Below are 24,917 nucleotides of genomic sequence, written 5' to 3' on the forward strand. Positions count from 1 at the left end.
ACTCATCAAAAACTAGTGTTTGGTTCCCGGATTGGGGTTATTCACAAACTGTATAACTTGTGTATCTGGCGTATCTTCTTTTTGCTGGTTAACTCGTGTGGCCAGTTCCTGAGCTGGCTCAGGTGTACCATCTAAGTTTTGCCCATCGACATAATCACATCGGACACACTCACGATACTCGCGAATCTCATTTCGATACACGCGAATGGTGTCCATTTCGCCACAGCGTGGGCATACAGCACCTGCAACAAATCGTTTAACTACTTTACCCGCGTTTTCAGCGCTCATGACTACCTCAATACCGTCCGAGTGACCAGCACCAGATGCCACTTATATACGTCACACTCTGGTGCTGCTATTAAACCCACAGTTTACTTTATTCCTGAATGACGCAATAGCGCGTCCACTTTAGGCTCTCGTCCTCTAAACCCTACAAATAGCTCCATAGGCTCTTTAGAACCGCCTTGTTCCAGAATAGTCGAACGGAATTTTTCGCCTGAGGCTTTATCAAAAATACCTTTTTCTTCAAACAAAGAGAATGCATCAGCCGATAACACTTCTGCCCACTTATAGCTGTAGTAACCAGCCGCATAACCGCCTGCAAAAATGTGCGAAAAGCTATGCTGGAAACGGTTAAATTCCGGAGGAGTAATGGCTGATACCCGTTCACGCACATCATTTAGCAAGCGCTGGATGTCTGTTTTGCCCGCTTCGTATTCAAGATGTAGTTGGAAATCAAAAATAGAAAATTCTAGCTGACGCACCATAAAAAGTGCCGACTGGAAATTCTTGGCTTTTAGCATTTTGTCCAGCAAATCTTGGGGTAACGTTTCGCCCGTCTGATAATGACCAGAAATGATGGCAAGCGCTTCAGGTTCCCAACACCAGTTTTCCATGAATTGGCTCGGCAGTTCTACGGCATCCCATGCCACCCCACTAATGCCAGAAACATCAGCGTACTCAACCTGCGTTAGCATGTGGTGTAATCCATGGCCAAACTCGTGGAATAGCGTCGTTACTTCGCCATGCGTCAGCAACGCCGGGTCATTTCCAACAGGGCCATTGAAGTTACAAACCAAGTACGCCGTCGGTAATTGCAATGCGCCATCCGCTAAACGACGACGGGTACGGCATACATCCATCCAAGCACCGCCGCGTTTGTTAGCTCGTGCAAAAGGATCCAAATAGAAACGGGCGATAATCTCATCGTTGCGTTTCACTTCGAATAAGCGCGCATCCTTATGCCAAGTATCAAACTCACTCACTTCGTCAATGGTGATGTCGAATAAACGGCCTGCAATGTCGAACATACCCGCCAAGACTTTAGGAAACGGGAAATAAGGACGGAGCATTTCCTGAGAGATAGCGTAATGTGCCTGCTTCATTTTTTCGGAATAATAAGACACATCCCACGATTCGACTTCGTCGGCACCGTACTCTGACTGAGCAAATTCACATAGTGCTTTGTATTCTTCACGAGCCACATCGACACTTTTATCGGCAAGGTCATATAAAAATTGCAACACTTGCTCGGGTGTTTCTGCCATCTTGGTGGCCAACGAATAATGAGCGTAGCTTTCAAACCCTAGCAGCTGCGATACTTCCTTACGTAGCGCCAAAATCTCAGTCATGATCTCTGAGTTATCCCACTTACCAGCATTTGGGCCTACCTCGGACGCACGTGTGGCATAAGCTTCATACACTTCTGCGCGTAAAGCGCGATCATCACAATGTGTTATGACGGGAAAGTACGATGGGAACTCCAAGGTCAACAAATAGCCATCTAACCCTTTCGCTTTAGCGGCTTGCTTGGCTGCCGCCAATGCCATGTCGGGCATACCGGCCAACTGCTCTTTGTCCGTAATCAGCTTTTCCCAGCCTTGTGTCGCATCCATCACATTTTCAGAGAACTTAGTCGTTAGCTCTGACAAACGATTTTGTATCTCGGCGTAGCGTTTTTTATCGGCATCAGCCAACGCTATACCCGACAACTCAAAATCACGTAGATTATTCTCAACTACTTTTTGCTGTACAGCATTCAATTGCCCCGCTTGTTTAGCCACTTGCTCATAGGCTTTAAACATACCCTCATGCTGGCCCATCTCTGTCCAGTACTCGGATAAAATTGGCAAACAAGCATTATAAGCTTCACGCAGTTCATCACTATTAACCACGCTGTTCATATGCGAAATCGGCGACCACACTTTGCTCAAGCGATCTCCCATCTCATCCAAGGGGGCGATAACACTATCCCAATCGGCCGACTCAGGGTGAGCAGTTAAGCGGGCAACGGTTTCTCTATTTTGCTTCAACAATGATTCGATAGCAGGCTTAATGTCGGCCGGTTTAATCTGGCTGAATGGTGGGAGTAGCGCCTCGTTTAACAGTGGATTGCTCATGCTAAAATTCCTTCAAATATGTGAGAGCCTTTCGCTATACGTCTAAGCAGCGTTTTATGATCTTTAGTATACAATGGGGACGTATCAGAGCATTGCAAGATTAATACAACTGATGGCAGTTAGTAGAACAACGACACAAAGGAGTGCTGTATGAAAATTCGTCCCTTCCAAGGTAAAACGCCTCAATTGGGCGACAAGGTTTTTATTGACCCCTCCGCTATTGTTATTGGCGATGTGGAGATTGGGGATAATAGCTCGGTATGGCCACTCACTGTTATCCGCGGTGACATGCATCGTATTCGTATCGGCCACTCGACCAGTATTCAAGATGGCTCCGTATTGCACATTACCCATGCAGGGCCTTTCAACCCTGACGGTTATCCACTCACCATTGGTAATCATGTAACCGTAGGACATCAAGCGACATTGCACGGCTGCACAATAGGCGACCGAGTGCTAGTTGGCATGGGGACTATGGTGATGGACGGAGCTATAGTTGAGTCCGATGTTGTAATTGGCGGCGGCAGTTTAGTACCGCCGGGAAAAACACTCGAGAGCGGTTATTTATATGTCGGTCGCCCCGCTAAAAAAGTACGCCCCCTCACTGAAAAAGAAATGAGCTTCTTTACTTATACAGCTGGTAACTATGTGAAGTTAAAGGACCAGCACCTGATGGAGTTTTGGGCTGAATAGCGCCTGAGCACCGATCACTCGTTCATAATCTTTCGCATGGCCTTCTTTTCTATTTGCCGAACTCGCTCAATGCTCAAATATAGCTGTTCGGCGACCTCTTTTAAGGTAAATTCCTTTTTATAACCAACCCCATAGCGCATAAGAATCACTTGTTTTTCACGGGGATTAAGCTCGGCCAAAGCGGCTTCTATTTGTTGTTTTTGTTGCTGTTCTTCATATAAGGCAGCGCTGTTTTGATACTTATCAGGTATTTCGATACCTAAGGTTAGATCTTCATCGCTGGCCCCGGATGTGTTGATGGGCACACTGAAGTTAGGGAAACTCTCAATACGTTCCAGCTGCGATAGAGGGATACCCGTTAGCTCACTCAGGACAGCTAGATTTGGTTTACGGCCTTCTTTTTGAATATAAGCATTGCGAACTTCGCGGATAATGCTCATTTTTTCTTGTAAATAACCCGGACGTGAAATGAGTGGATATTTCCGCTGAATCGCACTTTTCACATTATTCTGAATAGTCAGCAACGCATACGTAGAAAAGCGATACCCTTTTGTGAAGTTAAAACGATCCGACGCTTTGATTAAACCAATATTGCCCTCTTGAATCAGATCATTATAAGGAACGCCCACACTATTAAATTTGGCCGCAACAGAAAACACTAAGCGCAGGTTTGACTCAACCAATTGATTACGTAACCGTGCATAGCGACGTAGCTGCTTACGCAGGGATGGGCTGGCTTGCATATCATCATCAATTAAGTCCACTAAATAAGAGCGGCTGATGGATAGCATATTGAGTAAAGCGGCAAGGTTGTGTTTTGCATTAGTCGCTTCATCTGAGTCCTCTTGATTCATAAATCGCGTCACGCGAATCAAATCAATAACACTACTAATCAAATTTTCTATAAACGCTGGCTCGTGTGACATAGCCCAACGTTTAGAGACACTACCGTCCTTATTCTGATAACCAAAAAGGTAATCCGTCATTAGTTGTTCAAGCTTATCTAATCCAGCCTCGCTACTAATTAAATGGAATACCAAATTGGATATAGTTTCATTGATTTCTCGGCCTAACTGACGCTCATCTTCAGCTTTGAGCAGGCCGTGGCGGCCCACTTGTAAGCGATAAATATCAATAGACTGGGTAGCATCAACCGCCTGCGCTCCCAAATCAATGTCATTTGCTATAAAACGAGTATCTAACATACTAACCGCCTCAGTCATTGCTAACATGGCAAGATTTGTTCGTACTTTTGATAGATTTGTATACGGCTAATGGTATTTTTTGGATGCCTGCATGCTAAGTAGCTGGCCGACAGCGAGGGAAGGTATTATCTTTTTATACTAATAATTGAAGCTTACACATCGAGCTATTGTACTAAATGGACATTTACGAATAGCACACAGTTGGCAACTGCAAAACATCCTGCCATGATGCGTATGCAACTGATTCTTCGGTCTTTATCTAAGAAGTATTAACACTCATTTTTACACAACGTATTACAAGGATTCATAGATGTCATCGACAAAACAACGCCTAGTCGCCTCCCTCGTTTTAAGTGCTGCTGTATCAATGAGCCACATGGCTGTCGCTGCTGACTGCGAATCAGTGCGGTTTTCAGATGTTGGCTGGACAGACATTACAGCAACGACGGCGCTAACCAGTGAAGTGCTGACCGCTTTAGGTTACAAACCTAGTACACAGATGCTCTCTGTTCCGGTCACCTACAAATCATTGGCTAATGGTGATATCGATATTTTTCTTGGTAACTGGATGCCTACCATGGAAGCGGATATTGCCGCTTACCGTGAAGCTGGTACCGTTGAAACATTAAAAGTAAATTTAGAAGGCGCCAAATATACGTTAGCCGTTTCAAAAGCCGCCTACGATGGTGGTGTGAAAGACTTTGCTGACCTGATCACTTATAAAGACCAATTTAGAAGCCGTATCTACGGTATTGAGCCCGGCAATGACGGTAACCGTTTAATTCAAGACATGATCGATACTGATGCTTTTGGCCTAGCTGATTTCACACTGGTCGAGTCCAGTGAAGCAGGTATGTTGTCGCAAGTGAAACGCTCAACTAAACGCGATCAGTGGGTTGCCTTCCTAGGGTGGGCACCTCATCCAATGAACGCTAATTTTGAAATAGAATACCTCACTGGAGGCGACGACTACTTTGGCCCTAACTTTGGCGGTGCTAGTGTTTACACCAACGTACGCAAAGGCTACGTCAACGAATGTAAAAACGTTGGCAAGCTGCTAAACAACCTCACCTTCACATTACCTATGGAAAACGAGGTGATGGGTGCCATTTTAGATGACGGCCTAAAGCCTGAAGAAGCCGCCAAAGCATGGCTGCAAACAAACCCAGAAGTCCTCAACGACTGGCTTGATGGCGTAACAACACTGGATGGAGAAGCGGCTTTACCAGCGGCTAAGCGTTACTTCAGCCTGTAATGGATTAGCTCACATTCGGGGCCCGTCGACGGCTGGCCTCGAATATTCCTAACGATTGCCCGTACGGTTAGTTATCTGTCGCCATAAATTGTTTAAAGGCAGCCCCCAAGGCCGACATCGGTGCCGCCCCATGATCGGCGCCAGTAAACACCGTCATAGACGGATGCACTGCTACCTGACTCAACGCATCTTGTAGCGTTAACAGATCCGCTTCCATGAAAGGCTTTTCTTCAGAGCCTACACTTAAGTACAGAATCTTCTTATTCCAGGCTTGCGCGGTTTCAGCGTTGGTCTTTATGGTCTCTTGAAAACGGTGTAATACATAATGATCATTCCACCACAGTGATGGGCTACTGGCATAGTAATGGCTAAAGTGATTAGGCGTACTCAACAACGTGTTCAGTGTATACAACCCACCTAGGGAGTGCCCAAATAAACCCTGCCGTTTTTTATCAACAATGTAGTGAGAGGCAACCCAAGGTTTAATGGTCTCCTCTAGGAATACACCTAATGCATCCGAGCCACCATAACGGTAATTTGAATCCATGTGTTTAAGCGGTGATGCCGGTGGCTTATCCGTTGGAGGCGTTAGGTCATACCAGCGCTGCGCTATATTAAATGGCGTATCAATCGGATACCCAATAGCGACAATGATAACGGGAAAGCGCCCTTTATTCGGATTATCCAACAACCGGTTCAATCCTGTCGCTATCGTAAAAAAAGCATTCCCATCTAATAAATACATCACCGGATAACCTTGTGCAGGCGCTGGTGAAGTAGGCTCATAGATAAAAACCCGGCGCATTAGATCCGTATTAGCATCATAAAAGTCTAATTGCTTTGTGCCAGGTAATACGACGGGATCAACGACACTCACTTGACGCGTCGCTTGCTGTAAATGATGGATGTTGTCAGGCTTCATTGATACTTGCTCAGCTGAAATCGGTGAAGAGATTGCCAAAGTTAGATGGGTTAGCAATCCTATACCGCATAAAGTTGAGTAAATGGCACGCATGCTATTCCTATTGAAAATGGCTTGGTTATTTCATTAATAAATCAGTTAGTGCGTAGCGATGCGCATCGGTTGGACACACACCAAACTGGCGTTTAAATGCCGTCGCAAAGTTTGCCGTATGGCTGTAACCAGCTAATAATGCGGCATCGCTAATCGACACCCCTTCTTGCTGCAACGCTTTGCAGGCATTGATGAGTCGCCGCTGCCGCAAAAAGTGGGTAAGGCTAGAACCCAAGCATTGATGGGCGTAACGCTGTAAAGTTGCCGCACTCATCCCTAAAACTTGGCTAATTTGCTCTAACGTTAGCGCATCGGCTTCGCCGCTTAATAAGAAGTCCATAAACTGCTGGCTCCGACGAGAAACGACTTTGGCGGCACCCTGGGCAAGGGGAGCTTGTTGCCAATTTTCGATAATGTGCGCCGCTAACGTAAGCGCAAACCCTTCCCTACTTAAGCGTGATGCCGCACCAGCATCTAACTGGTTGAACAGTTGAGAGGCCTGCTGCACTACAAACTCTGGTAGTTTAATTTGTTGTGCTGCCAGATGATGAGTGGCACGCCGCATTGTCTGCGAATCAAATCCCTGCCTAGCCAACCAAGACTCCGACATAGCGATGTTCACGGCTTGTCGATATTCCCCTTTACGAGACGCCAACGTGCAGCCATCAACTTCCGTCAAGGCGGTAACATGAGCTTTGCTAGTATCGGCATGCATGTGCAACAACTTCTTACCATACGTGAGGTGCGTTTCTCCCGCGAACAGCAACGACACACGCAGCCCGGGATCAATCTGGGCAGTAAAACTAAAATCGTTCACCGCACGCGCATCTACTTTATGAAGCACTAAACCGGGTTGTAACTCTTGCGTTAACAAAGACCCCTGCACCACAGGTAAAGAGCCTTCTATCCGAGATGCCTTTTTAGGCGTAAATATTCGGTAATTGCGAACATTGATCGCATGTTTAATCAGGTACTGTTGGTCAAGTGTCTGGTTAATCGGTTGCATAGATAGCCCCTACGTTATCGGGATTTATGAATAGAAGTACAGCATCAGCAGCGAACTTGATTGCCCCGCAAAGCAAGCTGATTGCTTCGCAAACACATCGTCAATGCATGTATGGAATAATGCGAAGACTAACACCCAAATGCAATAGATTATCATTTTTATTATCATGTACGATCTATTGATGTCCAATGACTTCAACAAAGATGAGAAAACAATGCTTGGTGCAATGACAATGAAGACCCCCCCTCTAAAGCTCGGTCACTATTCAAAACCCCATCGTTTACCCGCTTACTCCGTCATCATGATCACGGCATTGAGCTTTGCGCCTTTTTCCCGTCATGCATTAGCAGAAGCCGTTGAAACGGCACCAACCATTCGGCTACAAACCCTAACGGTGGAAGGTAATGCGCTTTATGAAATGCCTGCTAGCGAATCAACCCAAGGCTACAGCGTAGACTCCGCCACTGTCGGCACAAAAACGCCAGCGGCATTGCGCGACATACCCCAGTCAATCACCGTGCTGACTAACGACTACATAGAAGACCGTGGATTTATCAACCTAGATGATGCCGCAAAATATACACCTGGGTTACGCACGCTGAGCAATGACAGCGGACGCTCATCAATTTTCTCTCGTGGTTACGAATACGATGAGTACAACATTGACGGGCTGCCTGCGCCAATGCAAAGCATTAACGGCACTTTGCCTTCATTGTCCGCTTTCGACCGGGTCGAAATCATGCGGGGACCGTCGGGTTTATTTAACAGCACGAGCGAATTAGGCGGCATTATCAACTTAGTCCGCAAACGCCCAACTTACGATACCCAAGGCAGTTTGAGTGCTAGCTACGGAAGTTGGGGAAGGTACAACCTAGAAGCAGACGTGGCGGGCGCACTGAACACCTCTGAAAGTGTACGCGGGCGCTTGGTCGCCTCTCAAACCGATAACCAGAACGAAATAGATCAAAATACAAATGATGATCAGAGCTTTTATGGCACGCTTGATATTGATTTGGACGAGAGCACCTTGCTTTCGATCGGCGCTTTGCATCAAACCAAATCAATAACACCGGCTAACGGCTTCCCGGCTTACTCTGATGGCACTTTGATTGACTGGGATAGATCGACCTTTTTAGGCTCTGATTGGAATGATTTTGATGCTGAAACAACGGATCTGTTTTTTGATTTAACTCATCAGTTTGATAACGGAGGTTATGGTCGGGTGGCCGTTCGTTCCTCCAAACGAGACACAGAGTACTACTATACATACACAGGTAGCGCGATAGACAGCGACGGAAATACCCGCCTTAGCTCAACTCAACGCGATTACTCTCAAACCACGCTATCGGCCGATGCAAGTTACAGCCAGCCATTCTCTGCTATGGGGCAAGTGAACGAATTTGTCGTCGGCACCGACTACAAAAATTATGATACCGATTATCGTAATGGTGCTTCTAGTTTGGGTACGATTAATATCAATAGCTTTGATAGTAGTGATGTTGCCTACACCGCGCCCACTTACAGCACACGGGTAGAAAGTGAAGAGCAAGAAATAGGGCTTTACGGAAAGGTTACCCTGCGTCCAACCGAGCGTTTAGCCTTAATCTCTGGTGGTCGTTTCAGTTGGTATGACTTAGATAACAGCACAACCACGCTCTCTTCAGGGGCAACGACGCATAGCGACTACAACGATAGCGCTCACTTCACGCCTTATGCCGGAGTAGTCTTTGACCTCAACGAAGCGCACTCTTTATATGCAAGTTATTCAGAGGTATTCAAACCCCAAACTGATACCGACGAAAATGGCGATATGATTGATCCTCGTGAGGGACAGCAAATCGAGCTCGGAATCAAAGGAAGCTATTTGGGTGGCGATATTAACAGTCGCTTATCAGTATTTCAGCTGACAGATAAAAACCGCTCTGCTACCCTCTATGACAGTGATGGCAACGCTATTACTGATTACTCAGAAGCGACCGGTAAAACTCGGGTAACAGGCTTTGAGGCAGAAGTCAGTGGCAGCATCAACAATTGGGATCTGTTAGCAGGTTATAGCTATATGGATACCGAGAACCTAAGCGGTGACGATAACAGTTTATTCATGCTGATGCCCCGACACACACTGTCACTCTGGTCTACCTATAACCTGACCCACGGGCAACTAAACGGCCTAAGTTTAGGCGCGGGAGTAACGGGAATGAGTGAGTTTTATTTAGAACGTGCAGGAACTCGCCTGACCGCTCCAGGCTACGCCGTGGTAGACGCAAAAGTAGGTTACGAGGTGAATGACCAATTATCTCTTTCACTCAACATCAACAACCTGTTTGACCGTAAGTATTACTCGCGTGTGGGGTCTGTGGCCACTTTTAACTTCTACGGACCCTCAAGAAATGTTATGGCAGGTCTAACCTATCAATTTTAATTATTGAGCTCCCCTCAATACGCAAGCCGGGCACTGGTTTAACCAGCCCGGCTTTTTTAAGATCATCGCCATTTATCCGGTTTTGAACCGCGACACATTGGTCTCTAACTGACCGGCCAACCTATTGATACTCGCACTGTTTTCTGACGTTGTATTCACCTGTTGACGGCTCTTAGACAATAGTTGCTCAAGTGTTTGCATACTTTTCGCAATCCCACTAGCCTGCGTCGCTTGCTCATCCGTCGTGTGTGTGACTTGACCTATCAAACTTGTCGCATGTTTCACTTGCTCATTTGTATTAGTTACCGATGCACCTAATTGCTGAATTTGGCCCAAGCTATTTTGCGTCATATCATTACTTTGCGTCATCATACTTGCCGCTTTCTGCGCATCATTTTGTAGTTTGCCTATGATCACTTTGATCTCTTCGGTTGAATCACGTGTTCTCATGGCAAGCTGGCGCACCTCGTCAGCCACGACAGCAAAACCACGACCATGATCCCCTGCTCGTGCCGCTTCAATGGCTGCATTTAACGCTAACAAGTTTGTTTGTTCGGCAATACCGTTAATCACTTGCAAGACTTCAGCAATTTTATCGCTACTTTCGGTTAGCTCACCCATGGTTGATGCTGAACTTTTCATTTGCTCCGCCAAACGGTTTAGCATGTCTGTATTGTCATGCAATAAATGCTGACCTTCACTTGCTTCACTGGCAATAGTATTAGCAATATTCTGCAACTGAGAGGTCTGCTCAGCGATAGCACGAAAACTATCTGATAGCATTTCGGTTGCGCTCATAACTGCTTCAAATTCGGTTTGTTGACGGGTTAGGCTTTCTTCCCCCTGTACCGCGGCGGTTTGCAATTGAGTAGAAGAGACGCTTAAGTTATTGGTAGTCGCATTAATGCCTGTGCAAATGTTCCTGATCATTTCGACAAAGCTATTGAAGGCTTCCGACAAACGCCCCAGCTCATCTGTGCCTGAATAATGCAGACGCTTGGTTAAATCCCCTTCTCCTTGCGCAATATCTTCCATGGTTTCAACAATAGCCTGAATCGGACGTGTAATTAATCGAGAAATAATCCAAGTAAACACCCCAGCAACCAGGACAATAATGGCCGAGAAAATCAACAACGTGATCACTTCGTTAGTAAGGGATTCACTAATCTGCGTACTGGCTTTCCCTAAATCTTGCCAAATGTGATCTTGTTCTCGGGATACAGCACTGATGGCTTGTTCCGTCAGCGGCGCTATTTGATCGTTAAGGATACGCTCTTGCTGCTCAACCAAACTCACAATCATTGCAGCGCTTTTAGCCAAGGTAGTTAAGTTCGTATCCATCGCTTTAATCCACCCGACTTGCTCGGTACGACGCAAGCGTTCTCGCAGATCCATCACGGCGTTTTGTGCACCGTACAACTCCATTTTATAAGCATCGAAATCAGTCCCTGACGGGCTGTTCACAAATGCATTTAAATTAATAATGGCGGCTTGCAAATGGTTACTGACTTGTATTGTCCATTGGATTAATACTTGATCAATCGATGGATCTAACGTGACGCGGATATTATTACTTAGTTCTAACGTCGCTGGGGCTGTTTGCTCCAGTATAGTACGCAAGCTTTGACGCAGTTGAGTATCATTACTGACAAGCGTATCTAAAAATAAGGTATCCAGCTTGTTGCTGACCATCTCAATGGTCTCGTGCTCGCGCAATAAATCATAACTGGTGTCCGCAAATAACCGCTTAGCCTGTTCGCTTTGCTCGGAATATTCCATGAGCAAATCATCTGAAGGCTGTTTAAGGTAGCGCTCGATTACGTTAGCACGCGTCAAAACATTGGTAGTTAAGGCGCTGGATAACCGAGCGTTCGGCTCTATCACCGTTGAAAAGTGCTGAGCTTTCGCATTGATCCCCTGTAAAGTCCACGTAACAAAAGCACTGTGGATAAGTACCAAAATCAGAATAATTCCCGGCACAAGGCTCAGTTTTACAGCCAAGGGTAAGTTCGACAAGCGAATCATAACGACGACCCCGTCAGTGACAAAAGTAAATCATGGACCAATTGTGCCCGACTGTATAAATCGTTGAGCGACGCGGTTTTAGGCATTGGGATATTCTTTGCAGCGTTATCAATAGACAGCGATGTTTTCATACGATGTAAATCGGCTAGCAAGGTTCTGGCGGTGTCATAAATATCAGCCATACCCAACTCCCCACTTCGCAAGGCACCCGGTGCAATGGCTTCTGTACCCAGCTGGCGCTGAAGCCGGCCCAACAGGTGCATATCTTGATATAGGGTTAGCATCACATCCCGCGGTGTTTTAGCGCTAGCCTCTCCTAACGAAACGCTCGGTATTGTTAATTGCGTTTGAGTAGCAATTAAGCGCACCTGTGCCTCTATCATATTCAATTGATGAAGCGTTTCTATTGCGTTTGGTGGCGGCACAAGGGCGGCTAACCGATAGGACAGTAGCCATAAATCCCTGAATGCTTCATTTGCATTTTTGCCTAGCGGTCGCTCTTGTTCAAAGCCCTGCGGATTGATTTGCGCATTACGCAAAGCGCTGTCCATCACGTCATTAATATCTGACAACAAATTTAATACATTAGTAGGCCGCAAAATGGAGTTAGGCAGCCCTTTATCTGGAAGCGAGTTATCATCACTTAAACGACGGGTTTGATCGTAAATATCCAGCGATTTAGCATATAAATGGATAGGCAACTTTCCCGAGAAAATGGGCGCATCTATATCCGTTATCGTTATCTTTTTAGCGTTCGCTAGCGCCAGTACCTTCTGGTTAAGCGTGCTGCTCATCTGAAAAAGATGATTATTATTGACGATCGCCGCCGAAGCCGGCGTCACTTTGAGTGCCATCATCCCTATCAAGCACATTCCCAGCAGGAAATAAGGTTGGCGCAATTCCTTTGCACACCTATTGAGCATCTGATGTATTAGCATAATGTACTTATCGGCTTATTTTTAATTAAGATTAGATTCAGATCACTAAACTGCAAAAAAAATTAGCCTTTAGTACTGCTACCAATGCATCAATGTCGCTTATAGAACATTTAACTGTATTTAATTAGGGACATTACCTAGCGTATACACCAGCAATAATAGGCGTACCGCTGACGGGGTCTTCAATTAATGTACATTTTACGCCATATAAGGTCTCAACTAATGCTTGCGTCACGACGTCCGAGGGACACCCTTGAGCAACAATCTCACCCGACTTCATTGCGACAAGATGATCAGCGTAACGGCAGGCCGATGACAAATCATGCACCACCATCACCACCGTTTTGTTCTCATCTCGGCTAAGAGAACGTATCAACTCAAAAACTTCTATTTGATGTCCTAGATCTAGTGCTGACGTTGGCTCATCAAGCAATAACAGCGGTGTGGCTTGTGCAATAGACATCGCTATCCATGCTCGCTGCCGCTGCCCGCCTGACATCTGATCTAATGGGCGGTGCGCTAAATCACTGATATCAGCAGCGGCAAGAGCGGCTTCAACAATGCGTTGATCAGCATCTGACCATTGGCGCAGCATGCCTTGGTGCGGCTGGCGACCAAAGCGGATCAGCTCAAAAGCCGTCATCCCTTCCGGTGCACTGGCTTCTTGCGGCAATAAAGCTAACTTCTTAGCGACCTCTCTACTGGGTAGACGATTAATGTCATGACCATCGAGCAACACCTGACCTTTATCGGGTTCGCGTAAGCGAGCCAGAGCAGACAGCAGCGTAGACTTGCCACAGCCATTAGGCCCAACAATGGCTGTTACTTTTCCTGGCGGTAACGTAAGTGACAACTGCTCGATGATGACATGATGACGATAACCCACACGGATATTGTCAGCACGTAAAGCCACTTGGTCTTTAGAAGGAGCAACATGCTTGCCATCACTCGGGGATATTTTTCTGTGCATAATCAAGTACTGCTTTATTTGTGATAACTATTAATGAGCGATAGGTGATACAACCAAGCATCAACCGCTAACGACGGTCGGGCCGCAATAAAATCCATAACAGGTAAGGCCCTCCTACTACGGCAGTTATCACCCCAACGGGGATTTCGATAGGCGATAATGCCGTACGGCCTACCAAGTCTGTCGCCACCATAGTGATCGCACCGACTAAACCGGCATTGATTAGCGGTACCGACTTATAACTATTTAAATAGCGTGCTAGTTCAGGGGCGACGAGTGCGATTAACCCCACAGGCCCAGCCACAGCGACAGCCAAGGCGGTCAGTAGCACGGCGACTATCAGCGTTAGCATACGAGAGCGCTTTAAATGAACTCCTAACCCGCAAGCCACCGCTTCACTAAACCGAAGGGTATTTAACTGCCTTGCGAGGTAGCCCATAAGAGGCAAACACACCATGATGCCCACGGCTAGAGCCCAAATGGGACCGTCCGTCCTCGCATTCAAGCTACCGACCGTCCACGGATAAGCCGCATTAGCGCTATCGATATCCGTTCGAGCCAACATTAAGTTAGTTAACGCACCAAATAATGCACCGACACCAATCCCCACAACAATAAAACGATAGCCACGTGCGCCGCTCCCTCCACTTAAACCAAACGACAGGGCAGCGGCCGTAGCCGCGCCGCCCAGAGCTAACATCGGCGGAGCCAAAGAGGTGGGAACGGCCACAATAGAAGCCACTGCAAATGCCGTAGCGCCATCATCTATGCCGATAATACCTGGCGTAGCTAGACGGTTGTGCGCCAAGGTTTGCAACAAACATCCGGATATACCAAATGCAAAACCTGTTGACAGTCCGGCAACCAGCCTTTGTAAACGTAGCTCTTGCACTAAAAATACGTTCATCGGCTCCCCTACCCCAAATGCAGCTAAGAGCGCCTGCAATGGCGTAAGCGATTGACTACCCGAGGACAGGCTTAGTCCGGTGAGCATTAACAAGCAAAGCCATAAGCCGACAGCACTCCACAAGCCGCGCTTGAGTATTAAAAAGCTGTAATCGCGCCAGCGCCAACGATAAAAATCATGCAGCACTGACGGTGAGCATGAGGCCTCAGAACCTGGATTAAAGCTCATAAGCTGGGCATCCTCTGGCTGCGCACAACCGCGACAAGAACCGGCGCGCCAATAATGGCGGTGATCACACCGATTGGCAGCTCATAAGGCCTTACAGCGAGCCGGGATAACACATCAGCCACCAACACTAACGAGGGGCCAAGCAACACAGCCATCCACAATACGCGGCGGATATCAGTACCAACCAAAGCACGCGCTGCAAACGGGACAATCAAACCAATAAATGCAATGGGCCCTGCGGCAGCGGTTGCAGCGCCGACTAGGAAAGCGACCACTATTAACGTCAGCAACCGTGTTAACCGCGGATTGTGACCCAATCCTGTTGCTATTTGTTCGCCCAAAGCCAATGACGCTAGCGGCCTAACCAACACCAACATCACAATCAAAGAGCATAAAATCATCGGTGCGGTCCAAGAGAGAACCTCTGCCGAGCGTCCCCCCAATGCACCAATAATCCAAAAGCGGATCTCATCAGCCGTGCGCTGATCAAACAATAGTAATAGGGTCGTCATAGCCATTAACATCGACGAAAAAGCAGCCCCAGCCAACACTAAGCGTACGGGGTCATCACCTACCCCGCGTACCTGAGATACCAATAGTACTAATAGGCACCCTCCCAAGGCACCTGCGACGGCCACCCAAATATGCAACCCGGCGGCACTAGAACCTAAGCTAATAGCCACTACCACAGCAAATGAGGCGCCCGCACTCACACCCAACAAACCGGGCTCAGCTAAAGGGTTACGCGTAGCCGCTTGTAGTAAAGATCCAGCAGCCCCCAAAGCAATACCCACGGTAACGCCCAAGAGCGTTCTTACCATGCGCAGCTCAAACACTACAAAATGAGCCTCCTCATCAGCAGACCCAAACAGCGCCGCTAACGCACGGCTTGGTGTTACGTCACCCGCCCCTACCAAAAAGCTAGACAGTGTCGCCAAACATAAAATAATCAGTGCGATTAGGATTGGGACTAACAAGCATCGGCCAGGCTCCTTAACAAAGCCTGGCCGTATTGATGCTGCGACAGTCCCTACATCAGGATGTTTGGAAGCTGATCCCGGTTCAGGATCTTTAGAAGCAAAAGGCATGACATACTACTAAAGGAATTAACAACCGCGCCGGCTGACCGGCGCACCCGAAGTGCATCGACCTAAGGCACTAAATGCTCAGCAAGCGTATCGAGCACAGAATCCGCCGCGATCATACCCGACCCACTCGACCAGATTTGCCCATCAACCGCGACAGCCTTACCATTAGCGACGGCTTGGAGACGCTTAAACGCAGGTTGCTCTTTAGCCGTGTCAAGTGCAGCTTGACCATCGCTGTTGAGCGTTGCCAAAAACAACCAATCCCCATCCACTTGGGATAGGTTTTCTAAGCTTAAAATGTCACTGTGAGGTCGCCCTTCAAGCTCGCCCGCTATCGCAGGAGAGTTCAAACCCACCTCGGCTAAAATCTGGCCAGCAAATAGTTTATCGGACATTACGATAGGGCCTTGTGGATTCCAACGCACTACTGATAACACTGTATTCTCAGGTAGCTTACCCTTGAGTTCAGCCATTCTTTGAGTGATGGCGTCTAACCGTTGCTGGGTTTGCTCTTCACGGTTAAGCGCTTTACCAAAAAACGCGACAGACTCCTTCCACGGAGTGCCAACAGCAATCTCTGGGACAACGGTCGGCGCCATCATACTGAGCTTTTCATACTGGCTTTTATCTAAATTGCTCGAAGCAATAATTAAATCAGGCTTCACCGCAAAAACAGCCTCCAAATTGGGCTCTCGGATGCTGCCTACAATTTTAATATCACCTACACGCTCTTGTAGATACGCTGGCACACCGCTGCCTCCTCGAGTAGCTAAAGTAGCCACAGGCTTAAGACCTAGCGCCAACGCCGTATCCAATGCTTCATCTTCCAGTACAACAACGCGTTGCGGATCGCCAGATAGAGTTACGTCACCAAACTTTGTGGACAAGGTTCGCTCATCATCGGCGTGCACAGGCGATACAGACAACAAAGCGCTAGCCGTTAAGGCAACAACAGAAACAGAACGTATTAAGCGTGACACCGGTAACATAGCGATCAATCCTTTTGATAAGAAATAAGGCCCAACAAAACAACGATAAAGATAATGATTCGCATTATGTTACTTAGTTCCACGAAAAACTGCTATGTGCAGGTGCTTTAAAACGCGCAACAAAGCGTTTCGGTTTAGTGAATGTATACCGCTCCAATGCAAACGAATGAAGCGGGACGTATCTAAGGTTCGGGTAAATACATACTTATCGTTCTTCTCCCTCTGTCGTTTTCGGACATTCTTAAGGCGCTGCGACACATTAGCCTAACCCACCCCACGGCTACCATCGCTCTAATGCGATAGGTACTGCTAACCCTTTCGCTATCGACTGTCTTTACATACCCGCCGAGCGGGCCGTTAGGGAGCTGACACAATGCAGCATTATTCAGGCTTTGGACTGTTAAAACACAGCCTAACCCACCACGAAAACTGGCAACGCCAGTGGCGTAACCCTACGCCCAAGAAAAAATACGACATCATCATCGTGGGTGGCGGCGGCCATGGGCTAGCCACAGCTTATTACCTAGCGAAAGTGCACGGTATTACTAACATTGCCGTGCTCGAAAAAGGCTGGTTAGGTGGCGGCAACACGGCACGTAATACCACCATTGTCCGCTCCAACTACTTGTGGGATGAGTCAGCACGTTTATATGAACACGCCATGAAACTGTGGGAAGGCCTGTCTCAGGATCTTAACTACAACGTGATGTTCTCTCAGCGCGGCGTTTACCATACGTGCCATACGTTGCAAGACATGCGCAGCAACGAGCGGCTCGTTTACGCCAACGCCTTACAGGGGATTGATAACGAGATGCTAGACGCTGAACAAGTGCAAAAAGAGATCCCTGCGATTGATTGCTCACCGAGTGCGCGCTATCCCATTTTAGGTGCATCTGTACAACGTCGAGGCGGCAACGCCCGCCATGATGCCGTGGCATGGGGTTATGCCCGTGGCGCGGACGCACTGGGTGTCGACTTAATACAACAGTGCGAAGTGATCGATATGGTGATCGAGAACAACATTGTGAAAGGCGTTAAGACTAAGCAACACGGCGTCATCATGGCTGATCGTGTAGGTTGTGTCACCGCCGGCAACTCAAGCACGCTAGCAAAAATGGCAGGCTTTGATTTACCGCTGGAATCCCACCCCCTACAAGCACTGGTATCTGAACCAATCAAACCGATTATCGATTGCGTGGTTATGTCCAATCATGTGCACGGCTATGTGTCGCAATCAGACAAAGGCGATTTGGTCATTGGTGCCGGTATTGACGGCTACACAGGTTATGGCCAACGCGGGTCATATCCCACTATTGAACATACCATCCAAGCCATTATAGAGATGTTTCCTATTTTCAGCCGGGTACGCATGAACCGACAATGGGGTGGCATTGTAGATACCACGGCAGACGCTTGTCCTATTATCTCAGAAACACCGGTAGGTGGTTTGTTCTTTAACTGTGGCTGGGGCACAGGCGGCTTTAAAGCAACTCCTGGATCTGGTCACGTGTTTGCAGCCACGTTGGCCGAAGGCAAAGCTCATCCATTAGCCGAACCATTTTCTATGTTCCGCTTCCACAGCGGCAAATTAATTGATGAGCACGGCGCCGCTGGCGTGGCGCACTAACGAGCGGTTAGGAGACAACATATGTTCCATATCTATTGCCCTCATTGTGCGGAATACCGCGAAGAAGATGAGTTTCACGCCAAGGGCCAAGCGCATATTGTACGCCCACTCGACCCAGACAACTGCAGCGATGCCGAGTGGGGAAACTATATGTATTTTCGCCCTAACCCTAAAGGGTTACGCCACGAAATTTGGTACCACAGCGCGGGATGTCGCAAATTTTTTAACATGACACGCGACACCGTAACCTACGAGATTAAAGAGGTGTACTTGATAGGCCAACAGCCTCAGTTCACCACTGATGCCCTTTAAGGAGCAGCCCCGATGACTCAGAAAAACCGCATCCCGTCCGGTGGCCTAATCAACCGCGCTAAACCGGTTACGTTTACCTACAACGGCAAAAGCTACCCAGGCTTTGAAGGCGATACCATTGCCTCGGCATTGCTGGCTAATGGTGTTGATATTGTAGGCCGTAGCTTCAAATACAGCCGCCCTCGCGGCTTAATAGCGGCTGGCGCTGAAGAGCCCAATGGCATTCTACAAGTAGGAGCCAGCGAAGCAACTCAAGTCCCTAACGTACGTGCCACCCAACAAATGCTGTTTGATGGTTTAGTGTGCGAGTCCACCAACGGCTGGCCAAACGCTAATTTTGATTTGATGGGCGCGATTGGCAAAGTCGGCGGGAAGATGATGCCCCCAGGCTTTTATTACAAAACCTTTATGTTCCCGCAGTCTATGTGGTCAACGTATGAGAAAGTGATTCGTAAAGCGGCCGGTTTTGGACGATCACCATTAGAAACCGACCCCGACAGTTACGACCATATCAACCAGCATTGCGATGTCATGATCGCAGGTGCAGGCCCTGCTGGTTTGGCAGCCGCCTTGTTTTCGGCAAATAGCGGGTTGCGCGTCATTATTGCGGATGAACAAAGCGAATTAGGTGGATCGTTACTCAGCAGCAAAGAGCAAATAAACGGCAAACCCGCGTTAGACTGGGTGCGCGATATAGCCGCTAACTTGTCAGCTCACCCGAACGTGACCGTGCTGACGCATGCCACGGTGAATGGCTATCACGACCATAACTTCTTAACCATCCACCAGCGCCTCACAGACCACATAAGCGATAAAGCGCCAAATGGTCAGGTACGTCAGCGCATGCATAAGGTCCGTGCGCATCAAGTGATTTTAGCCACCGGTGCGCATGAGCGGCCTCTGGTATATGGCAACAATGACTTACCGGGGTCGATGATTGCTTCTGCCGTTTCAACCTATATTAATCGCTTTGGCGTAGTGCCGGGTGAATCGCTAGTGCTAATGACAACCAATGATTACGCCTATCAAGCGGCTATTGATTGGCACGAGTCCGGTCGCGAGGTTGTTGCTATTGTCGATACTCGCGCAAACCCCGAAGGAGACCGGATCTCTCGCGCGAAGTCGCTAGGCATCAAGGTTATTACCGGATCAGCGGTGATTGATACCCAAGGCAAAAAGCGCGTAACCGGCGTATCAGTAGCGCCCATTAATGCGATGGGCGATAGTGTCACGGGTAAACCGACACAGCTGAGCTGCGATACGGTGGCGTCTTCCGGTGGTTGGAGCCCTGTTATCCACCTATCCTGCCATACAGGTAGCCGCCCGCAATGGCGTGATGACTTAATTGCGTTTGTACCGGGAAAACCAGACCGCTCACAACTCACCGCTGGGGGCATAAACGCAACCTACGCACTCAATGATGTCATCAATGAAGGCTTCAACGCCGCACAAGAAGCGATTCTGGCATGTCAGAAAACACCAGCCGACCGTCCGGTTGTGTCGATTGATTCGGTGGTAGAGGCGGCATCAATGGCGCTATTCCTCGTGCCTCATACAGCAAAGCCTTCACGTGCACCAAAACAATTTGTTGATTATCAAAATGACGTGACAGCCGCAGGTATCCAACTAGCTGCACGCGAAGGTTTCGAGTCCATCGAGCATGTTAAGCGTTACACGGCGCTAGGGTTTGGCACAGACCAAGGCAAGCTAGGCAATATTAACGGTATGGCCATCACCGCCCAAACACTCGGAAAAACCATCCCTGAAACCGGTACTACGGTCTTCCGCCCAAACTATACGCCCGTTACGTTTGGTGCCATTGCCGGTATGCACTGTAAGTCTCTATTCGACCCAGAACGCTACACTGCCATGCATAGCTGGCATCTAGAACACGGGGCTAAATTTGAGGATGTAGGTAACTGGAAACGCCCGTGGTATTACCCCAAAGCAGGTGAATCCATGCAAGAAGCGCTGAACCGCGAATGCCAAGCAACGCGTAACAGCGTCGGCATTTTAGATGCATCAACTTTGGGCAAAATAGATATCCAAGGCAAAGACGCTCGTGAGTTCTTAGGGCGCGTATATAGTAATGCTTGGGCAAAACTAGCCGTTGGAAAATGCCGGTACGGACTCATGTGTCACGAAGACGGCATGGTCTTTGATGACGGCGTGACATCATGCCTAGGTGAGAACCATTTTTTGATGACCACCACGACAGGCGGAGCGGCGGGAGTCCTCGAATGGCTCGAGCTTTATCACCAAACCGAGTGGCCTGAGCTTGAAGTGTACTTCACATCAGTAACCGACCATTGGGCAACAATGACCATATCAGGGCCAAACTCACGCGCGTTATTGTCTGAACTATGTGACGATATCGATCTCGATAAAGAAGCGTTCAAATTTATGGATTGGCGAGCCGGCACGGTAGCGGGCGTTCCTGCCAGAGTATTCCGAATCTCGTTTACGGGGGAGCTATCTTACGAAATTAACGTCCAGGCCAACTTCGGACTACACGTATGGGAAAAACTGTTTGCACAGGGTGCTAAATACAACCTCACACCTTACGGCACTGAAACCATGCATGTTCTGCGTGCTGAGAAAGGCTTTGTGATTGTCGGCCAAGATACAGATGGATCCGTGACACCTCACGACTTAGGTATGAGCTGGTGCGTGTCTGACGGCAAACCATTTAGCTATATTGGTAAACGCGGTATGCACCGTGAGGACAACTTACGCAAAGACCGTAAACAGCTGGTCGGTTTAAAAACTAAAGATCCACATCAGGTCATTCCTGAAGGCGCACAAGCCGTTGCCACGCCAGAGATAGCAGTACCTATGGAAATGCTAGGCCATGTTAGCTCCAGCTACTACAGCGCAAATTTAGGTCATAGCATCGCCATGGGCTTTATTCGTGATGGCCTCAACAAAATAGGCGATACCGTTTACTACCCTCAGCGCGACGGTTCCGTAATAGAAGCTGAAATTTGCAGTCCAATTTTTCTCGATCCTAAAGGGGAACGCCAGCATGTCTGATCTGAATACACCGCAAGCACCCGCTTCTTATGAACACCACTGCGCAAGCTTGAACCAACAACCTCCCGAAGTTGCTGGGCAATCCCCCTTACATCACGCGGATCTAGCCACCCATGCGTCACAGGGACCTGCTCAGGGGAACGTCATCTTTCGTGAACTCCCTTTGCTGGGGCATCTCACACTCAGAGGGAATCAAAGTAACACGAGCTTTATGCAGGGCTGTGCGTCAGTGTTAGGTATTCCACTACCCATTACGCCGTTAAGTATGGTCACTCACCACGATGTCTCTATTCGATGGATCAGCCCCGATGAGTGGCTTGTTATTTTACCAAACAGCCAAGCCTTTGCCGTTGAACAGTCATTACGCGCTTGTATCACGGGCCATTACAGCATTGTTAACGTGAGCGGAGGTCAAACACTGATCGAACTAAGCGGCCCTGACGCTGTTAATGTGCTAAAAAAGAGTATGTCGCTGGACGTACACCCGAGCGTTTTCCCTGTCGGCAAGGTGGCGAGTTCGTTATTTGCAAAAACGACGGCCATCCTCAGCCATACCGATGAAAACTGTTATCAGCTCGTAATACGCCGCAGCTTTTCAGACTACATCTGGCTCTGGATTCAAGCCGCCAGCCAAGAATACGGCTTAGTGGTGCGGACGTAATCCGCACCCCAATGAGGACACAGCATGCCTAAACTGACGAATGATTGGATTTTTACTGCCCACTGCCCAAGCCTGATTGGAACCGTAGATGTTGTGACGCGTTTTATGGCAGACAGCGGAAATTACATTGATGAAATTCATTCTTTTGATGATCGCGTCTCAGGGCAATTTTTTATACGCATCGAATTTCACCCACAGGACGAAACCTTTACTGAAACAGGCTTCAATGACGTCTTCGCTGAGCGAGCCAAACCATTCGGCATGACATGGTCACTAACTCCGCCAGGTTACCGAGCAAAGGTTGCTATTTTAGTATCTAAGTTTGATCACTGCCTCAATGATCTCTTGTATCGTCACCGTACGGGGCAACTACAAATCGACATTCCGGTGATTATTTCCAACCACCCTGATCTAAAGCCGCTGGCCGAGTGGCACGGCATACCGTATTACCATCTACCCATCACACCAGATACTAAGCCACAGCAAGAAGCAGAAATCCTCAAATTGATCGATAAGTACAACGCCGACCTTGTAGTACTAGCCCGCTACATGCAAGTGCTGTCTCCTGATATGTGCAACGCGCTTGACGGCAAAGCTATCAACATCCATCACTCATTATTACCCGGTTTTAAAGGCGCAAAACCGTATCATCAAGCATGGGAAAAAGGCGTAAAAATGGTAGGCGCTACGGCACACTATGTGAACAACGATTTGGACGAAGGCCCCATCATCACACAGGGTATACAAACGGTTGATCACGCCCATTACGCTGAAGACCTCGTCTCTAAGGGACAAGATATAGAACGGATCACGCTCTTTAACGCCGTAAGATACCATGTTGAAAAGCGTGTCTTCTTAAATGGCAAACGCACGGTTGTGTTTAGTAATTAACTGATAAGGACGTGGAACTAAACTAACCAATCTTGGAGCTGCACGTTCTGGGGTGATGAATAGCCACATAAACAATCGGCTAAATGTCGAATAACTGGCTCAGCAAAAAGGCCTGCTCGCCATTCATAAGGAATGGCGTTATACCCCCAATAAGCGCCTGCCAGTTGTCCATAGACGGCACCCAACGTGTCGGAGTCGCCTCCTAAGTTCACCAATGCCAACAGCCCCTCTTCAAAAGAAGAGGCATGATAAAAAGCCCATAAGACCGCCTCTAACGTGTTAACCACTTGTCCGCCAGTATTCAGTTGCTCGGCATTTTTGTAGCGAAAGCTGCCATTCAATACAGCCATCAGCTCATCACCCAATTCGATAGAGAGCGTGATCAACGAATCAAATGACAACAAAGAGGATTTATCAAAACCTGGTGGCAAATTAAGCACATTAAGAATTAACTGCGCAAATACCTGATTTGTTTCTACACACCGTGAGTCGGGGTGGGTTAAAAAGGCGTTATCACTAGCATATCGAACGGCTAGCTCACTATCATGGTGGTAGTGAATTAATACCGGGGCTAACCGCATAATGGCGCCATTGCCAGCACCATAGGGGTTTTGCAGCATGGTTTGCCATAATTCGCCGTAAATAAGACCATGATCTTCAAACAGCTCAATGGCACGGCGCGTTTGCTCGCCTATCCCAAAGGCCATCCCCGTCGATGAGGCAAACCCCTCTCGATACCAACGGCTATATCGGATCATTTGATCAAGTGAATCATGTCCATTTTTCTGTATTAGGCTTACCGCAGTGCACAAAGCTAATGAAGTATCATCAGTCCAATAGCCAGCTGGCAGATAGTGAGGTCCCCCTTCACGAAATCCATGAACTGGCTCAAACATAGCTGGCGACAAAAACTCCACAGGCGCTCCCATGGCATCTCCAACCGACAAGCCTACAAGCATCCCACGTAACCTATCGAGCCTTTCTTCATGCACGTATTCCATGATGCATGTCTCCTGTCACCACTACACTACACATAACAGTTATAAGACAAAGCCTACCTAGTTATCAAATATTTTTTTTGCGGCGCACAATAAAATTGCTGTGTATTAATACTTTTAGCGTTAGTCGACCCTCCCACCTTTATCAGGTCGATGTTAGTGAAGGTAAGGTCGCTTTATGGTATGCGGAAATTCTCGTTATCAACGATAATCTAAACAGTTAATATACCCATCATAATAAGAACCGTTAAAAAC

At 47.9% G+C, this 24,917-nt stretch carries 20 protein-coding genes; 8 read left to right on the top strand and 12 right to left on the bottom strand.

Annotated features, from left to right (window positions below; translation table 11 throughout):
• Positions 1-12: 12 nt before the first annotated feature.
• Both OW491_RS05300 and prlC read right to left on the bottom strand, forming a co-directional pair.
• The gene (locus OW491_RS05300; protein WP_075173191.1) at positions 13-288 is read right to left on the bottom strand and encodes a YheV family putative zinc ribbon protein; all 276 of its coding nucleotides are present in this window, start codon (positions 286-288) and stop codon (positions 13-15) included.
• An 83-nt stretch (positions 289-371) separates the two neighbouring features.
• On the bottom strand, positions 372-2,399 hold the full coding sequence (gene prlC / locus OW491_RS05305; protein WP_290034986.1) for an oligopeptidase A: 2,028 nt from the start codon (positions 2,397-2,399) through the stop codon (positions 372-374).
• Between the two features lie 150 nt (positions 2,400-2,549).
• Here prlC and OW491_RS05310 point away from each other — a divergent pair, with 150 nt between their 5' ends.
• The gene (locus OW491_RS05310) at positions 2,550-3,092 is read left to right on the top strand and encodes a gamma carbonic anhydrase family protein (protein ID WP_075173193.1); all 543 of its coding nucleotides are present in this window, start codon (positions 2,550-2,552) and stop codon (positions 3,090-3,092) included.
• A gap of 14 nt (positions 3,093-3,106) precedes the next feature.
• Here OW491_RS05310 and OW491_RS05315 read toward each other — a convergent pair whose 3' ends face one another.
• Positions 3,107-4,297 carry a sigma-70 family RNA polymerase sigma factor gene (locus tag OW491_RS05315; RefSeq protein WP_075173194.1) on the bottom strand — a complete coding sequence of 397 codons (1,191 nt, stop codon included), beginning with the start codon at positions 4,295-4,297 and terminating at the stop codon, positions 3,107-3,109.
• A gap of 310 nt (positions 4,298-4,607) precedes the next feature.
• Between OW491_RS05315 and OW491_RS05320 the strand changes: the two genes are divergently transcribed.
• On the top strand, positions 4,608-5,552 hold the full coding sequence (locus tag OW491_RS05320; RefSeq protein WP_075179393.1) for a choline ABC transporter substrate-binding protein: 945 nt from the start codon (positions 4,608-4,610) through the stop codon (positions 5,550-5,552).
• A gap of 67 nt (positions 5,553-5,619) precedes the next feature.
• Here OW491_RS05320 and OW491_RS05325 read toward each other — a convergent pair whose 3' ends face one another.
• Complete coding sequence (locus tag OW491_RS05325) at positions 5,620-6,567, bottom strand: alpha/beta hydrolase-fold protein (protein ID WP_290034990.1); 948 nt, start codon at positions 6,565-6,567, stop codon at positions 5,620-5,622.
• A 25-nt stretch (positions 6,568-6,592) separates the two neighbouring features.
• Positions 6,593-7,573, bottom strand: a complete 981-nt coding sequence (locus tag OW491_RS05330) for an AraC family transcriptional regulator (RefSeq protein ID WP_290034991.1) — start codon at positions 7,571-7,573, stop codon at positions 6,593-6,595.
• Positions 7,574-7,754: 181 nt separating this feature from the next.
• Here OW491_RS05330 and OW491_RS05335 point away from each other — a divergent pair, with 181 nt between their 5' ends.
• Positions 7,755-9,995 (top strand): TonB-dependent siderophore receptor, encoded by a 2,241-nt coding sequence (locus OW491_RS05335; protein ID WP_290034993.1) that lies wholly within the window; start codon positions 7,755-7,757, stop codon positions 9,993-9,995.
• Positions 9,996-10,067: 72 nt separating this feature from the next.
• Here the strand turns inward: OW491_RS05335 and OW491_RS05340 are convergent, their stop codons facing one another.
• From OW491_RS05340 to OW491_RS05365, 6 genes are all read right to left on the bottom strand, one after another.
• Positions 10,068-12,020, bottom strand: a complete 1,953-nt coding sequence (locus tag OW491_RS05340) for a methyl-accepting chemotaxis protein (protein ID WP_290034994.1) — start codon at positions 12,018-12,020, stop codon at positions 10,068-10,070.
• On the bottom strand, positions 12,017-12,877 hold the full coding sequence (locus OW491_RS05345; RefSeq protein WP_290034995.1) for a hypothetical protein: 861 nt from the start codon (positions 12,875-12,877) through the stop codon (positions 12,017-12,019). Before OW491_RS05345 ends, OW491_RS05340 begins: the two co-directional genes overlap by 4 nt.
• A 214-nt stretch (positions 12,878-13,091) precedes the next feature.
• Positions 13,092-13,928, bottom strand: a complete 837-nt coding sequence (locus OW491_RS05350) for an ABC transporter ATP-binding protein (protein WP_290034996.1) — start codon at positions 13,926-13,928, stop codon at positions 13,092-13,094.
• A 67-nt stretch (positions 13,929-13,995) separates the two neighbouring features.
• Entirely contained in the window at positions 13,996-15,063 is a 1,068-nt protein-coding gene (locus tag OW491_RS05355; RefSeq protein ID WP_290034997.1) for an iron ABC transporter permease, read from the bottom strand.
• Positions 15,060-16,151: an iron ABC transporter permease gene (locus OW491_RS05360; RefSeq protein ID WP_290034998.1), complete on the bottom strand. Its 1,092-nt coding sequence runs from the start codon at positions 16,149-16,151 to the stop codon at positions 15,060-15,062. Before OW491_RS05360 ends, OW491_RS05355 begins: the two co-directional genes overlap by 4 nt.
• Before the next feature lie 62 nt (positions 16,152-16,213).
• A complete protein-coding gene (locus tag OW491_RS05365; RefSeq protein WP_290035000.1) occupies positions 16,214-17,140 on the bottom strand; it encodes an iron-siderophore ABC transporter substrate-binding protein in 927 nt (308 codons plus the stop codon).
• Between the two features lie 373 nt (positions 17,141-17,513).
• On the opposite strand from OW491_RS05365, the gene OW491_RS05370 reads away from it, so the two are divergent.
• Genes OW491_RS05370 through purU form a run of 5 tightly spaced genes read left to right on the top strand, consistent with a single transcriptional unit; the run spans position 17,514 to position 23,664 of the window.
• The gene (locus OW491_RS05370; RefSeq protein ID WP_075173203.1) at positions 17,514-18,767 is read left to right on the top strand and encodes a sarcosine oxidase subunit beta family protein; all 1,254 of its coding nucleotides are present in this window, start codon (positions 17,514-17,516) and stop codon (positions 18,765-18,767) included.
• Between the two features lie 21 nt (positions 18,768-18,788).
• Entirely contained in the window at positions 18,789-19,079 is a 291-nt protein-coding gene (locus tag OW491_RS05375; RefSeq protein WP_290035003.1) for a sarcosine oxidase subunit delta, read from the top strand.
• Positions 19,080-19,091: 12 nt separating this feature from the next.
• Positions 19,092-22,112, top strand: coding sequence for a sarcosine oxidase subunit alpha (locus OW491_RS05380; RefSeq protein ID WP_290035005.1), 3,021 nt, complete (start codon positions 19,092-19,094; stop codon positions 22,110-22,112).
• Positions 22,105-22,773, top strand: coding sequence for a sarcosine oxidase subunit gamma family protein (locus OW491_RS05385; RefSeq protein WP_290035007.1), 669 nt, complete (start codon positions 22,105-22,107; stop codon positions 22,771-22,773). Before OW491_RS05380 ends, OW491_RS05385 begins: the two co-directional genes overlap by 8 nt.
• A gap of 24 nt (positions 22,774-22,797) precedes the next feature.
• The gene (purU, locus tag OW491_RS05390; protein WP_290035008.1) at positions 22,798-23,664 is read left to right on the top strand and encodes a formyltetrahydrofolate deformylase; all 867 of its coding nucleotides are present in this window, start codon (positions 22,798-22,800) and stop codon (positions 23,662-23,664) included.
• 17 nt (positions 23,665-23,681) lie between these two features.
• Here purU and OW491_RS05395 read toward each other — a convergent pair whose 3' ends face one another.
• Positions 23,682-24,665 carry an ADP-ribosylglycohydrolase family protein gene (locus OW491_RS05395; protein WP_290035009.1) on the bottom strand — a complete coding sequence of 328 codons (984 nt, stop codon included), beginning with the start codon at positions 24,663-24,665 and terminating at the stop codon, positions 23,682-23,684.
• Positions 24,666-24,917: the final 252 nt, after the last annotated feature.

It is taken from the genome of Neptunomonas sp. CHC150 (assembly GCF_030397555.1).
Taxonomy (GTDB): Bacteria; Pseudomonadota; Gammaproteobacteria; order Pseudomonadales; family Balneatricaceae; genus Neptunomonas; species Neptunomonas phycophila.

Bases quoted from the DNA above. Each gene is read 5' to 3' on its own strand.
- OW491_RS05300 (WP_075173191.1), bottom strand. From the start codon at position 288: ATGAGCGCTGAAAACGCGGGTAAAGTAGTTAAACGATTTGTTGCAGGT.
- prlC (WP_290034986.1), bottom strand. From the start codon at position 2,399: ATGAGCAATCCACTGTTAAACGAGGCGCTACTCCCACCATTCAGCCAG.
- OW491_RS05310 (WP_075173193.1), top strand. From the start codon at position 2,550: ATGAAAATTCGTCCCTTCCAAGGTAAAACGCCTCAATTGGGCGACAAG.
- OW491_RS05315 (WP_075173194.1), bottom strand. From the start codon at position 4,297: ATGTTAGATACTCGTTTTATAGCAAATGACATTGATTTGGGAGCGCAG.
- OW491_RS05320 (WP_075179393.1), top strand. From the start codon at position 4,608: ATGTCATCGACAAAACAACGCCTAGTCGCCTCCCTCGTTTTAAGTGCT.
- OW491_RS05325 (WP_290034990.1), bottom strand. From the start codon at position 6,567: ATGCGTGCCATTTACTCAACTTTATGCGGTATAGGATTGCTAACCCAT.
- OW491_RS05330 (WP_290034991.1), bottom strand. From the start codon at position 7,573: ATGCAACCGATTAACCAGACACTTGACCAACAGTACCTGATTAAACAT.
- OW491_RS05335 (WP_290034993.1), top strand. From the start codon at position 7,755: ATGTCCAATGACTTCAACAAAGATGAGAAAACAATGCTTGGTGCAATG.
- OW491_RS05340 (WP_290034994.1), bottom strand. From the start codon at position 12,020: ATGATTCGCTTGTCGAACTTACCCTTGGCTGTAAAACTGAGCCTTGTG.
- OW491_RS05345 (WP_290034995.1), bottom strand. From the start codon at position 12,877: ATGATGGCACTCAAAGTGACGCCGGCTTCGGCGGCGATCGTCAATAAT.
- OW491_RS05350 (WP_290034996.1), bottom strand. From the start codon at position 13,928: ATGCACAGAAAAATATCCCCGAGTGATGGCAAGCATGTTGCTCCTTCT.
- OW491_RS05355 (WP_290034997.1), bottom strand. From the start codon at position 15,063: ATGAGCTTTAATCCAGGTTCTGAGGCCTCATGCTCACCGTCAGTGCTG.
- OW491_RS05360 (WP_290034998.1), bottom strand. From the start codon at position 16,151: ATGCCTTTTGCTTCTAAAGATCCTGAACCGGGATCAGCTTCCAAACAT.
- OW491_RS05365 (WP_290035000.1), bottom strand. From the start codon at position 17,140: ATGTTACCGGTGTCACGCTTAATACGTTCTGTTTCTGTTGTTGCCTTA.
- OW491_RS05370 (WP_075173203.1), top strand. From the start codon at position 17,514: ATGCAGCATTATTCAGGCTTTGGACTGTTAAAACACAGCCTAACCCAC.
- OW491_RS05375 (WP_290035003.1), top strand. From the start codon at position 18,789: ATGTTCCATATCTATTGCCCTCATTGTGCGGAATACCGCGAAGAAGAT.
- OW491_RS05380 (WP_290035005.1), top strand. From the start codon at position 19,092: ATGACTCAGAAAAACCGCATCCCGTCCGGTGGCCTAATCAACCGCGCT.
- OW491_RS05385 (WP_290035007.1), top strand. From the start codon at position 22,105: ATGTCTGATCTGAATACACCGCAAGCACCCGCTTCTTATGAACACCAC.
- purU (WP_290035008.1), top strand. From the start codon at position 22,798: ATGCCTAAACTGACGAATGATTGGATTTTTACTGCCCACTGCCCAAGC.
- OW491_RS05395 (WP_290035009.1), bottom strand. From the start codon at position 24,665: ATGGAATACGTGCATGAAGAAAGGCTCGATAGGTTACGTGGGATGCTT.